Origin of the sequence: Marinobacter sp. F4218 (assembly GCF_019443085.1) — a bacterium.
In the GTDB taxonomy this organism is placed as follows: domain Bacteria; phylum Pseudomonadota; class Gammaproteobacteria; order Pseudomonadales; family Oleiphilaceae; genus Marinobacter; species Marinobacter albus.
Window position 1 is genome coordinate 374,461 of the sequence record NZ_JAHZIL010000004.1, and the last position, 13,163, is coordinate 387,623.

Below are 13,163 nucleotides of genomic sequence, written 5' to 3' on the forward strand. Positions count from 1 at the left end.
CTCACACCGGAAAAACCGGCTCTGGCAGACATTCGAATCCGGGTTTGGCGAACAGGAAGCCCTGGTAGAGGTGAATCCCCTGAGAGCGCAACCAGAAGTACTCTTCCCTGGTCTCCACGCCTTCCGCCACAATCCGCCCCCCCAACTGTTTCATCATGCTGATGATGCCGTTGACAACAGCTTGCTTGTTGGGTTCATTGTGAATATTTCGAACCAGTCCCATATCCAGTTTCAGCAGGTCCGGGGGACTCGCCATCATAATGTCATAGCGGGAATAACCGGCACCAAAATCATCGATGGCAGTACTGAACCCCATTTCCTGATAGGCCTCGATGATTGAGGCCAGGTGCTCCACTGATGTCAGCTTCTCATTTTCCGTCAGCTCGAAAATGATCTTCCGGGTGTCGAAGTCGTAGGTTTTTGCTGCCGCCAGTGTCGTTCGGATACAGTACTCCGCCTGATAGACCGCGTTCGGCATGAAATTGATGCTGAGCATGGTATCCATGTTGAGACGGGAGGCAAGTTTTACGGCTTTGACCCGGCAAACCTGATCAAAGGAATACTGGTTGGTCTCGTTCACCTTTGACAGGATGTGTGACGCCCCTTCTCCATCCAGCCCCCGGACCAGGGCTTCATGGGCAAAAACAGACTTGTTTATGACATCGACAATGGGCTGAAAGGCAAACGTGAAGGAAAAACCCAACCCTTCACCACACGCACATTGATCACAATGAGACTCATCAAAAAGGACTGCGGGCTGGTTCACTTCCACTCCTGAACATCACTCTGAACTGTTTACTGCGCCGATCAGACAGACAACTTCATTCACTATAGCTTTCGGACCCGCTGCGACACAACGCTCGAACGCTATTACCTTGATTTTGGTGGCATCCCCACGCTAGAAGACTAAACTGGGACACTGGTGCACCTACGAGCCAATTGAATAAAGGAGTCCCCCGAATGGCCGAAACTACCCGCATCGCAATCACCCCCGGCGACGGCATTGGACCGGAAGTGGTTGGCGAAGCTGTACGCTGCCTGGAAACCCTGCGCGCCAAGCACGGGCTTGCCATGGAGTGGACCCGATTTCCCTGGCCGTCCCACGCTTGGCATGAGGAGCACGGCGACTCCATGCCGGAGGATGCTCTGAAGCAACTTCAGGCCTACGATGCGATTCTCCTCGGCGCCTTGGGAGACCCGGGGCCGATGGACGACCCTGACCGGTACCTGCTGCCGGACAGCATTTCCCTGGCACCTCTGCTGGATATGCGCAAGGGCTTCGATCAGTGGGTGTGCGAAAGGCCCGCCCGCCTGTTGCCGGGCGCGCGCCAGTACCTTGCCGATGAGCGGGCGAAGGACATAGACATGCTGGTCATTCGCGAAAACTCCGAAGGTGAGTATGTGAGCCAGGGTGGCCGCTTGCGCAAAGGCACCGCCGATGAAGTAGCGACACAAATGGAAGTGTTCACCCGCAAGGCGACTGACCGGATCATCCGATATGGCTTTGAGCAGGCCCGGATTCGTGCAGGGGAAAGGGTGAAAGAGGGGCGAACGCGTAGTTTCCGCACCCTCGACGGCCGGACCTGTGAGAGCCAGGTGTGCCTTGTAACCAAACGCAACGCGCTCCGCTACTGGGGCGACATGTACACCGAGGCGTTTGAAGAGATCGGCAAGGAGTTTCCAGACGTGGCGACCCACCACGAACTGGTGGACGCCGCCTGTATGAAATTCGTGCAAAGCCCCTGGGCCTTCGATGTCGTGGTCGCCAGCAACCTGCAGGGCGATATCCTGACCGATCTGGCCGCGGTATTATCGGGAGGCATGGGGGTTGCCCCATCCTGCAACCTGAACCCGACGGACCCGACGATGCCGTCGATGTTCGAGCCCACCCACGGCAGTGCGCCCGACATTGCCGGCCAGGGCCTCGCGGACCCGACCGCCATGCTGTTCACCACCGCACGCATGCTGGAATGGCTGGGCCGCAAGGATCCGACGCTTGCCGCCGCAGGCAAGGAGCTGTTCGAGGCGGTTGCGGCGGACCTGGCGGAGAACGCAGGGAGCCAGCGCGGTACCCGCGAGATCGGGGCGGCTATCTGCAAGCGATTGACCGCCTGATACACGCCATCAGCGGCGCGCGATCAGTCCAATAGCGCGCCGCTCGGTTGATTTGGCTTCCACCACAGGGGGCTCACTGGTCCGCCATGACGAATTCGAGACGTCCCGGCGCGACACGCACATCCACCGGCATCGCTCCGAACATTCGCTGGGCAAAATCGGTTTCATCCAGACGGTAAACCGGCATGGTTTCCAGCATTTGGGCCACCGCTCGCATGACAGTGTCGGTCACCGGTTTCAGATCTCCCTTGAAATAGGGGGATTCAATATTGCTTTCAAGCAACTGAAGCCGACGGATGAAGATGGCTTTTTCCGTGCTGTCGTATACCGGCGCACCCTCGACTTTCAGAGCAATATCGACCGGCAATTTGGCCAGCAAGGCGTTCACAGCGATCTGGCCCTTGACGTCAATCACGGCAACATCCCGCCCATCGGGGCCAAGGGTAATATCGGCGTCGTTCAGGCTCAGGCTGAGCGGCGAACCACTCTGCAACTGCTGACGATCAAAATCCCTCACCACATCCTGAAGGTGCCGTTCCAGCTCCCCCTCGGAAATGGAATACGGCGAGAAACTGGCACAGCCACTGGTCAATCCAACAACCATGAAAACCAGCGCCCACAGGCCTGTCTTGGGTAATTTAAGCATTGGTTTATCTCCGTAAAGTCGGCTTATATCCTGCGGCAGGGCGGCAGCGGGGGCAAGGTGGGCAGATTAAGGATTGGTCAGGATAGCGCCGGGCCGGTTACTCGTTCTCGGCCCGGACATCCACATGAGGAGTCAGGTCGTCGTCGAAAGTTACGTGAATCAGAATGGGACGACAGCAGACCTGGCAGTCCTCGACGTACTCCTGCTCCGGCACCGACGGGTCGACGCTGACATCCAGCGTCTCCCAACAGTAGGGGCATTGCACGAGGACCGACTCCAGGGCAGACATGACGTCACCTCAGAACTGTTGCTTCGCCATCCAGGGAATGATGCGATCGAACGCTTGCTCGAGTTTCTCGCAGGTTGTTGAGAAACTGATTCGAACGGCGTTGGTGGATTCCTCACCGAAGGCATCGCCCGGCACCACACAAACCCCGGTTTCCTTGAGCATTCGCAATGCCAGGTCCGAACCGTCCACATGAGGCGGCAGAGCCGGAAAGGCGAAGAAGGCACCGCCGGGCTTGTAGCCAGTCATGTGCGGCGTCTGCTCGATCAATTCCACCGTTTTGTCGCGACGCTCGCGGTAGATATTCACCATGTCCTGGACACACTGCTGATCACCGGTAAGTGCGGCCACGCCAGCGAACTGGGACGGCGTGTTCGCCACGGACGTGGTGAACATGTGATAGCGCCGCAGGGACTTGATCGCGGCCTGGCTCGCGATCACCCAGCCAACCCTCAGACCGGCCATGCTGTAGGTTTTGGAAAAACTACTGATGCACATGATGTTGTCCAGGTCCATTGAGCAATTCAGGACACTGGCAAAATCATCATCATCGAAAATCAGGTGGTCATAGACTTCGTCCGCGTAGACCTGAATGCCCCGATACGCGCATTCTTCAAGTATGGTTTCTACGGTACTGCGCGGATAGACCGCCCCGGTCGGGTTGTTGGGATTGTTGAGAATCAGTGCAAAGGTGCGCGACCCCATGGCCCGGATGACTTCATCCGGATCAAGCTGGTGGTCGTTCTCCGCCCGCGTCGGAACAAACTTGACCTCACCGCCATTCATCCGGATCAATGGGGCATACAGCAGGAACGACGGATCGGTCACGATGAATTGCCGACCCGGTGCCGACGTCGCCGAAATGGCCAGGTACATGGCCTCGGTCGCACCACTGGTGATCAGGATATTGTCACGGGTCAGCTTCCGGTTGTAGCGCTTGCCGTAATAGTCTCTGAGCGCAACCAGCAACTCGGGGAGCCCGGCATCCATGGTGTAACCGGTCTGCCCGGCATTCAGGGCATCAATATAGGCATCGATGACGTGCTTGGGCGTCGGCAGGTCCGGCTGACCGATGGAAAGATGGATAACATCTTTCATGGTGGCCGCCATATTCACCATGCGACGAATGCCCGGCACCGGAATCGCCTGCATGGCAGGGTTCCAACTGGCCTTGTTTTTCCGGTACTTCACTTTACGCGGTCTGGACTGGCCGGTTTCGTGGTTGGCGGCTTCTGCCATAAACACCTCCTGCAAACGGGGCAAAAAAACCTACCCCTGCAGGTTAGCCAGTAACACCCGGCCACACAAGGCAAAAACTGAGAAAGATGCGGCGCTTGAAACCACCATCAGGATCGCTTTTCCGGAAGCTCAGGAGTAACAGCAAGTTGACCGCACTGCACCGGCATACCAGACTGTCGTGAGGCCCACACAGACGATCGTCAGTCACACACACAGGCGGAGGTTCAATGACACAGCCAAGCAAGCCCGTTGTAACCGTTCTCACTGCTCCGGGGGAGCCGGAGCCACCGGGAATGGATGCTCTCAGGACACGCGCGGAAGTACGGTTTGCCTGTGACGAACAGACACTGAGGGACACCCTTCCCGGCACCGATATCATGATGGTAACGGACTTCCGAACCGAAGCTCTGGAAGCCGCGTGGCCATCGGCGGATAAGCTGCAGTGGATTCATGCCACCAGCGCGGGCGTGGATGCCCTGATGTTCCCTGCCCTGATCAAGGGCGATGTGGTGGTGACCAACGCCCGCGGCATCTTTGATCGCACCATTGCCGAGTACGTGCTGTGCACTATCCTGATGTTTGCCAAGGATTTCCCGGGTTCAATCCGGCTGCAGATGAAGCATCAGTGGAAACACCGGGATACCGAGCGGGCCGAGGGCAAGCAGGTGTTGGTGGTCGGAGCCGGATCTATTGGTCGGCAGATTGGCCGGCTGGTTGCCGCTGCCGGCCTGAAACCCCATGGTATTGCCCGCACGCCCCGTCACGACGACCCGGATTTTGTGAAAGTCCACGGCAATGACGAACTGTTCGAACAGTTAAGCCATGCCGATTTCGTGGTGATTGCCGCTCCGCTGACGCCGCAGACCGAGGGCCTGTTTGATGAGAAGGCCTTCAAGGCCATGAAAAACACGGCACGACTGATCAACATCGGCCGAGGCCCGATCGTGAAGACCGACGATCTAATCACGGCGCTCCAAAACGGCGAGATTGCCGGCGCTGGCCTCGATGTCTTCGAGGAGGAGCCGCTGCCGGAAGGCCATCCGCTCTGGGACATGGAAAATGTCACCATGACGGCCCACATGGCCGGTGATTTCATTGGCTGGAAACGCGCCCTCACCGACCAGTTCCTGGAAAACTTTGATCGTTGGCACAAAGGCGAGGACCTGTTCAATTTCGTGGACAAGGAACTCGGCTACGCCGGCAGCAAATAAAGCCGGTCAAGATAGAAAGGGTGGGCCTCGGCCCACCCTTTTTTCATCTGGTTCGGAGTTAACGGTTACTGGCCGCGTACTGCTTTTGCAATGGAAGCAGATCAACCACCCGCCCGGGGTTGTTGGGATCGACCAGTTCCGTGGCTGAACGGTAAACCCGCGGCGTGCTATACAGCAGCTTCAGTGCCGTGGAGTGCGGCATCGCCACGTAGCGATCGCCATGGTGCTGCTCCAGCCAGACCCGCACCCGCGGCGCCTTGTTGGAAGACATCTTCGGAAAGAAATGATGCTCCACATGGTGACTGAACCGGAAATGCAGACGATCCAGCACCGGATGGCTTCGCAGACTCATGGAGTTATCCAGCGGGTTGTTGGTCGCGGTCTGGGGTCGCAGGAAATGGTTGGTCAGGATGTAACCCTGCCCCAGGGCGTTCGCCACCATAAACGGCACCAGCACGGTGAAAACCACCAAAGGGCCGGACAGCACCGCAAGCACGCCCCAGGCCGCCACGCAGACAAACGATTGCCGAATTGCCTTGCCGCGGTCGAAGCCCTTGAAGGGCTTCCGCTTCCTGGCCTGGAACCACAGCACCAGCTGTGCGTGAAAGGTAAACGAGTAAACCAGAAACAGATAGCTGTACCAGGTACCCGATCCCGGCGCCAGTCGGGTGAATCTCTTCTGTTTGGGGTCCGCCTTGTAGCGACGCAGTGTGCCGAAGCTGTCCGGATCGGCATCACCGGCATTGGTATTGCCGTGGTGAACCACGTTGTGCCACTTTCGCCAAAACTCAGGCGGCACCACAAACGGACCAAAGCCCAGCCAGCCAAAGAAATTCTGCCAGCGCCGGCTCATGCCCAGTGCACCGTGTAGTACCTCGTGCGCCAACAGCGCCTGGCAACCAATGCTGTGCCCGACCACCAATGCCAGCGTTAGATTGCCATACCAGGGCAGGCCCGCCAGCAGAATCACGGCCATCCCGCCCCAGATGAGCATCTGCAGCGGCAGGAACCAGATCACCCGCCAGGTCTGAGCCCTGAATGTGTCCGGCGGCAGCTCTCTCTTCATTCTGTCCCGAAGCTCACGTTCATCGGGTTTCCCATATACGGTCTCACCCAAGATGTCGGAGTTCACAGCTACATTCATCGGTCACCTTCGCCTTCCTGACATTTGAACTCATACATATCGCCACTCCTATTTAGGAGTACAGTTGTACGCTGAAGTTAACCAATTAAGACAGCAATAACAATGGCATTGTTATTGTTTCTCGACACAGAAATAGTTATACAAAACAGATGTACCGTTTTTTAGGGATGGAGGCGGGCAGATGACGATGGTCTGGAGGGATAAAAAAAGGGAGCCCGGAGGCTCCCTTTTTCCTATTCGCGGACTAGCGCTGGCATTCAGCTACCCGACAGCGACTGATCCGAAGGATCGATCTCCATCTGCTGAATGGCAATCACGGCCTGGGTGCGGTTGCGAACCCCAAGCTTACGGAACACCGCGGTGATGTGAGCCTTGATGGTAGCCTCCGACACGTCCAGATCGTAGGCGATCTGCTTGTTCAGGAGCCCCTCGGCCAACATCCCCAGCACCCGGAATTGCTGCGGCGTCAGTGAGGCCAGCTTTTCCGAGAAATCGGTGGCGTCCGAATGCATTCGCTCAATCTTGTCGGCCACCCCATCGGGCAACCAGACATCCCCTTCCAGGACTGCCTGAATCGCCTCGGTGATGGTGGGCAACGGGGCGGACTTCGGGATGAAGCCGGACGCCCCGTAGTCGATTGAACGACGCATTACCTGCAATTCTTCCGAGCCTGACACAACCACGACGGGAAGCCCCGGATACTGGCCACGCATGAACACGAGTCCGGAGAAGCCATGGGCACCCGGCATGTTCAGATCCAGAAGAACCAGATCCGCGTCCGGGTGCGACTCTACCGCCGCCTGCAGTGCCTTGATGCTGTCGACCTCTACGGTCTCCGCATCCGGAACCGCCTGACTGACCGCCTGTTTCAATGCTGCCCGAAACAGCGGGTGATCATCGGCGACGATAATTGTTTGTGCCATTCAACAGTTTCCTTAACAGGTTTACGTTGGGTACTGAGATCCTACTTGAATTCACGACTGCTGATCAGCTCATCGACCACACCCGGATCTGCAAGAGTGGATGTGTCTCCTAACTGATCGTGCTCGTTGGCCGCAATCTTACGCAAAATCCGACGCATAATCTTGCCCGAACGCGTCTTCGGCAACCCCGGAGCCCACTGGATCACATCCGGCGAGGCAATCGGACCGATTTCCTTGCGCACCCACTGTACCAGTTCTTTCTTCAGCTCGTCCGACGGCTCTCCGCCCTGCACCAGAGTCACGTAAACATAAATGCCCTGACCCTTGATGTCATGGGGATAGCCAACCACAGCCGCCTCGGCAACCTTGTCATGAGCAACCAGCGCGCTTTCGACCTCGGCGGTGCCCAGACGGTGTCCGGAGACGTTCAGAACGTCATCGACACGGCCGGTGATCCAGTAGTAACCATCTTCATCACGACGGGCGCCGTCGCCCGTGAAGTAGCGCCCCTTGTAGGTACTGAAGTAGGTCTGCTTGAAGCGCTCATGGTCACCATAGATGGTACGCATCTGGCCTGGCCAGCTGTCCAGAATAACCAGGTTACCCTCGGTTTTGCCTTCAAGGATGTTGCCATCGTTATCAACCAGCGCCGGCTTGATACCGAAGAACGGCACCGTCGCCGAGCCAGGCTTGAGATCAATTGCACCGGGAAGTGGCGAAATCAGAATGCCGCCGGTCTCGGTCTGCCACCAGGTGTCCACGATCGGGCATTTGCTGTTGCCGATCACGCTGTGGTACCACTCCCAGGCTTCCGGGTTAATCGGCTCGCCGACCGAGCCAAGCAGCTTCAGGCTGTCGCGGGTCGTCCCATCCATGCAGGAAGCACCTTCAGCCATCAGCGCGCGGATTGCCGTCGGGGCGGTATAGAGGATGTTGACCTTGTGCTTGTCGACCACCTGCCCCATGCGCGAGCTGTCGGGGTAGTTGGGCACACCCTCGAACAGCACGGTGATCGCACCGTTGCACAGCGGTCCATACAGAATGTAGCTGTGCCCGGTAACCCAGCCAAAGTCAGCCGTGCACCAGTACACATCGCCATCGTGGTAATCGAACACGTACTCGTGGGTCATGGAGGCGTACACCATGTACCCCCCAGTGGTGTGCAGCACACCTTTCGGGGCGCCGGTCGAGCCTGATGTGTACAGCATGAACAGGGGATCTTCGGCGTTCATGGGTTCCGGCGGGCAATCCGCGGAGGCAGACTTCATCAGATCCTCGTAACGCTCATCCCGAGCGTCGTTCCAGGGCACATCCTTGTTACCGGTCCGGGTGACCACGACCACTTTTTTAACGCCGGCTGTATCTTCGTTTTTCAGGGCCGCATCCACGTTCTTCTTGAGCGGAATCTTGCGACCGCCACGAACCCCCTCATCGGCGGTGATCACGAACCGGGAATTACCATTAACGATCCGGGCACCCAGGGCTTCCGGGGAGAACCCACCAAACACGACCGAGTGAATCGCGCCAATACGGGCGCAGGCCAACATGGCAACCGCGGTCTCAACGATCATCGGCATGTAGATGGTGACCACGTCCCCTTTCTTGACACCCAGCCCTTTCAGCACGTTGGCGAACTTGCTGGTTTCCTCGTGCAACTCACGATAGGTCACGTGACGGGAGTCGGCCGGATCATCACCTTCGAAGATGATAGCAGTCTGATCGCCTTTGTCGGCGAGGTGACGGTCAAGACAGTTGGCTGAGGCATTCAGCTCGCCGTCTTCAAACCATTTGATGGAGAGGTTGTCGTAATCGTACGTGGTGTTTTTCACCTTGCTGTAGGGCTTGATCCATTCAAGGCGTTTGCCGTGTTCGCCCCAGAACGTATCCGGATCTTCAACGGATTGACGATACATGTCGTCATACTGTTCCCGATTCAGCAAGGCCCTTTTGGCCACGTCCGGGCTTACCGGATAAACCTGTTTATCGGTCATTGTGCTCCCCCTTTAGTCAGAGTCTGTTGTCATTGTCGGTTATTGGAATACAGAGCGAAGAGGCCTTCGTTGGCCTTTAAGACGGATAGCCGTAGTTCAACATGTGAGCGACTGAACAATGAATTAGACTAACGTCCTAATGTGCCTGAACTTTTAGCCGAAACGTCTCGGCAACCTGCACGCCACCAACAGCATATTGTGTGGGATAAGAAGCTTTTTTAAGGATAGACCTAAAGGACCTGTTCGCAACCAGGCTCATGTAACGGAGGAGCAGCTTCCACGCTGGGCAATGCCCGGAAAGGAACGTTAAAGGAAGCCCGGTCCGGATGGACCGGGCGTTGAGGGTTCGGCTTACGCCGCTTTTTTCCGGGCCTTCGCCGAACGCAGGCTGTACAGTTTCCGTTCCTTGAGGGCATAGCGGTTCAGACCGGCCAGGTGGATCTTGCGGAGGTAAACACTCCAGTCGATCTGGCGGGCGTCCACCGGAAACAGAACCTTGTCGACCTCGCCCATCCGGGAAGAGAGGGACAACAGCTCGTCATTCCGGAAAATGTAGTTCGGCGCCGTATAGAAACCGAAGATCGTGGCGAGCGACCGGGTGGTGTCCAGATTCTTCAAAACTTTCAGCTCGCGATTGTGCCCGAGCATTTTCAGGACCCGGCCGGTGAGGCTGAGCGGTATTCGCACACCGCCGACCACTGCATCAAACAGCTTTCGGTTAACTGCCACAAAGGGCTTCGTCGGCTGCCGATAGAACAACTGGTCATACTCTGCGTAACTGGCCTTGGCTTCAACCATCAGGTGATCGATAAATTCACCGAGGGAAATCGGATTCGAACTGCCGCTGCAACACTGGTAGATCCGCTGCCCTACAGGCTCGGAAAGTGCTTCGGCCAGGGACAGAATAATGGCATTGGCAACCAGGTCCACCGGAATGACATCAATGACGCCTGAGCGCTTACCCGGAAACAGAGTTACCTTCTCGCGGGCGTAGGCAAGGATAATGGCATCAGCCACCTTCACGCCCTCAATCCAGCCCGGCGCAGGTTCCTCCAGCGCACTCTCTATAATTGAGGGACGAACTATGGTCAGGGAACGGCCAGACAGAGCTTTCATGAGCAACTGTTCCCCCAGCCACTTGGTGAAGGTGTAGGTATCGCTCCAGCCATAACGGTTGGCTTCCCGAATGCCCAGGTCCACCAGTTTTTTCTCCAGTGTCTTGCCGGAATACCGGGAACGCACGTCCGCAATCTTGTCTTCCAGCAAGCGGACCAGCTCATCAATCTCGTAGTAGCCCTCCGGGCTGCAGGGAATGTCCTCTCCGGCGGGCTTGATGATGGATTCGGTAACCTGGCCGGAATTAATCCCGTTGACGTAACAGGTGGACACCTGCAGAACCGAGAGCTCCCTGTTCTGACGGGCCAGTTCGGCGACATTATCGAGGCACCGGGTGTTGATGGCGAGGGCCTTATCCAACTCCTCCCGGAAGTTCACACTGGCGGCGGAGTTGATAACGGCATCAATCCCTTTGGCCAGGTTGCGGAACTGGTCGGGAGAAAGGCCGAACAGGGGCTCAGTTACTTCGCCGGTGACACAGTGAACCCGCTCTTCCACGAAGGTTTCGAAGGCTTCGTTGTCGTCGTGGCGCAAACGCTCAAATACCGAAGACGTTGCTATTTCATCCAGAAAGCGACCGCGGGCATCTGGGTGTCGTTTGTTCCCCCGGATCAACAGGTGAATGCCGCCAATATCCGGTACCGCCCGGATCAGTTTTTCAAGTACAACTTTGCCCAGGAATCCGGTCGTGCCGGTGATAAGGACATGTTTGCCTCGGAGCTGTTCAAGAACATTTGACGACGACTCTCCGGATTTCAACTGCTGTGCTGCCATGGGTGGAACTCCTTCTCAACTTTCAAATCTACGACCGGTCGAACACCTTGCCGGCGGGGAAAATGTGTTTGTGAATTGCTCACAGGAAAGAAGTTGCATTATACGGGCCACCGCCGAACCCCATGATTAATATTTGCACACTATTCGTGACAGAGCGGTGACACACTGCAAAATTACGCCACAAAAGGTGCTAATAAAATGACAGGGAACTGGGCAGGTTTTTTAGGGGATCCGGGGTCATTTCCGGTCATTGCCGGCCAGGGAGCGCAACAACTGATCCAGTGAAATCTCCGCCGGCTGCTCCTTGAGCGCCCTCACCAGGCGGTCCTGCTCACCGAAGCTGACACGATCATAGACAGGCTCTGCCTGACCCGGGCCCGTCGATACCGGGGCCGTATCCGGTCCCTGTTCCGGAGCGATCTGGTCGGCCAGGTGCCTCAGGTGCATGGCCAGATGACGTTTCTTCTCATCACTCAGTTTTTCCCATTCGAGGGAGCCAAGCCCGGTCTGGATAATTTCAATGGTGTCACTGTCCGGCGTGCTCCCAAGAAGTGCAAAAAGCCGGGTAAATGCTTCATAACGCAGCATTGCATTGTCGGGCGTTTGCGCCAGCGTTGCCTCAAGATCACTCACGGCATTCAGGCAACGCTGACGTGGATTCGCCGGTTCGACCAATCCCGCTTGCACCGGCCTGGCCTCCAGCTGCTGGCGCGAAACCCGGTGCCAGTAGGCGGCGATTCCGGTCTTTCTCGGCGGCGACTGAGAGAGGCGAACATTGAGCATGTCGGCAAGGGTATGAAACTGACGACAGGAGGGATCGCCAACCGGCAGCAGTGCAACCGGTTTCTGGTTGAGCACCGACTGCCGCAGGGTTTCGTCTCTCCAGATCCCCCCCATGTAGTGAAGGGTCAGGTCGAGATGACGCCGGGCGGCCGAATCCAGGCGCTGGAATACAGACCGGGCCTGACTGGCGCCCTGAGCCATGTTGACCAGGACACTTGGAACCCGCTTGTAGCCCCGACGCCGGATGACTTTGATGAGCGAAAATGCATCGGTCAGTGAGGCCGGATCCGGGGTCACAACAATACAGGCCAGCTCCGCCGCCGCGATCATGTGCAGGCTCGGCGCCTGCAGCCCGGCCGCAGTATCCGTAATCACATAGTCGTACCGGCTTTCCAGCTGAGAGAGCGCCCGCAGAATACGCAGGCTATCGGAGGGGCTCATGTCCATGCACTCCTGAACGCCAGAAGCGCCGGGGACAATATGCAGGCCATAGTCCGTCTCGAGCAGGGTGTCCTGTAACCGGCATTCACCGGCAATCACGTTGGCCAGGGTTTTCTCGGGATAAAGACCGACCATGATGCTGACGTTGGCAAGGTCAGTGTCGCCATCAAGTAACAGGACTCGTTTACCCTGGCGCGCCAATGTAAGCGCCAGGTTGAGAGCAACCGACGTTTTGCCGACCCCGCCCTTACCGCCGGTAACGGCAATGGTTCGAGGTTGGTTCGATTTGGGCGTGCCAGATTCTTCTACGGTCATGACCGGAGCTCTACGTCCCTGATTGTAAGGAATCCGCCATTTTAACCTGTAAAAATTCTACACATATCACAAGACAGATAATATACTGCTTAAAAATACACCAATAAGTATTTAATAACGACGGATTATTGTCTAAGCTCCATTGCAACAACAACTACGAATACCCCGTCATGCGTGAA

At 57.1% G+C, this 13,163-nt stretch carries 11 protein-coding genes; 2 read left to right on the plus strand and 9 right to left on the minus strand.

Annotated elements, in window-relative coordinates; all coding sequences use genetic code 11:
• Window position 1: 1 nt before the first annotated feature.
• Window positions 2–766, minus strand: coding sequence for an EAL domain-containing protein (locus K0B93_RS17055; protein ID WP_219868463.1), 765 nt, complete (start codon window positions 764–766; stop codon window positions 2–4).
• 194 nt (window positions 767–960) lie between these two features.
• Between K0B93_RS17055 and K0B93_RS17060 the strand changes: the two genes are divergently transcribed.
• Entirely contained in the window at window positions 961–2,115 is a 1,155-nt protein-coding gene (locus K0B93_RS17060) for an isocitrate/isopropylmalate dehydrogenase family protein (RefSeq protein WP_219868464.1), read from the plus strand.
• A 73-nt stretch (window positions 2,116–2,188) separates the two neighbouring features.
• On the opposite strand, the gene K0B93_RS17065 is transcribed toward K0B93_RS17060, so the two are convergent.
• The 3 genes from K0B93_RS17065 to K0B93_RS17075 form a co-directional block, all read right to left on the minus strand.
• Window positions 2,189–2,761: a DUF1439 domain-containing protein gene (locus K0B93_RS17065; protein WP_219868465.1), complete on the minus strand. Its 573-nt coding sequence runs from the start codon at window positions 2,759–2,761 to the stop codon at window positions 2,189–2,191.
• Between the two features lie 97 nt (window positions 2,762–2,858).
• Entirely contained in the window at window positions 2,859–3,050 is a 192-nt protein-coding gene (locus tag K0B93_RS17070) for a CPXCG motif-containing cysteine-rich protein (protein ID WP_219868466.1), read from the minus strand.
• A 9-nt stretch (window positions 3,051–3,059) separates the two neighbouring features.
• Complete coding sequence (locus K0B93_RS17075) at window positions 3,060–4,286, minus strand: pyridoxal phosphate-dependent aminotransferase (protein WP_219868467.1); 1,227 nt, start codon at window positions 4,284–4,286, stop codon at window positions 3,060–3,062.
• A gap of 227 nt (window positions 4,287–4,513) precedes the next feature.
• On the opposite strand from K0B93_RS17075, the gene K0B93_RS17080 reads away from it, so the two are divergent.
• A complete protein-coding gene (locus K0B93_RS17080) occupies window positions 4,514–5,497 on the plus strand; it encodes a D-2-hydroxyacid dehydrogenase (protein WP_219868468.1) in 984 nt (327 codons plus the stop codon).
• Between the two features lie 58 nt (window positions 5,498–5,555).
• Here the strand turns inward: K0B93_RS17080 and K0B93_RS17085 are convergent, their stop codons facing one another.
• The 5 genes from K0B93_RS17085 to K0B93_RS17105 form a co-directional block, all read right to left on the minus strand.
• Window positions 5,556–6,641, minus strand: coding sequence for a fatty acid desaturase family protein (locus K0B93_RS17085; protein ID WP_219868469.1), 1,086 nt, complete (start codon window positions 6,639–6,641; stop codon window positions 5,556–5,558).
• A gap of 257 nt (window positions 6,642–6,898) precedes the next feature.
• Complete coding sequence (locus K0B93_RS17090) at window positions 6,899–7,564, minus strand: LuxR C-terminal-related transcriptional regulator (protein ID WP_218637053.1); 666 nt, start codon at window positions 7,562–7,564, stop codon at window positions 6,899–6,901.
• Between the two features lie 41 nt (window positions 7,565–7,605).
• The gene (gene acs, locus K0B93_RS17095) at window positions 7,606–9,555 is read right to left on the minus strand and encodes an acetate--CoA ligase (RefSeq protein WP_219868470.1); all 1,950 of its coding nucleotides are present in this window, start codon (window positions 9,553–9,555) and stop codon (window positions 7,606–7,608) included.
• A 351-nt stretch (window positions 9,556–9,906) separates the two neighbouring features.
• Window positions 9,907–11,445, minus strand: a complete 1,539-nt coding sequence (locus tag K0B93_RS17100; protein ID WP_219868471.1) for a fatty acyl-CoA reductase — start codon at window positions 11,443–11,445, stop codon at window positions 9,907–9,909.
• A gap of 237 nt (window positions 11,446–11,682) precedes the next feature.
• The gene (locus tag K0B93_RS17105; protein WP_219868472.1) at window positions 11,683–12,984 is read right to left on the minus strand and encodes an AAA family ATPase; all 1,302 of its coding nucleotides are present in this window, start codon (window positions 12,982–12,984) and stop codon (window positions 11,683–11,685) included.
• Window positions 12,985–13,163 lie beyond the last annotated feature (179 nt).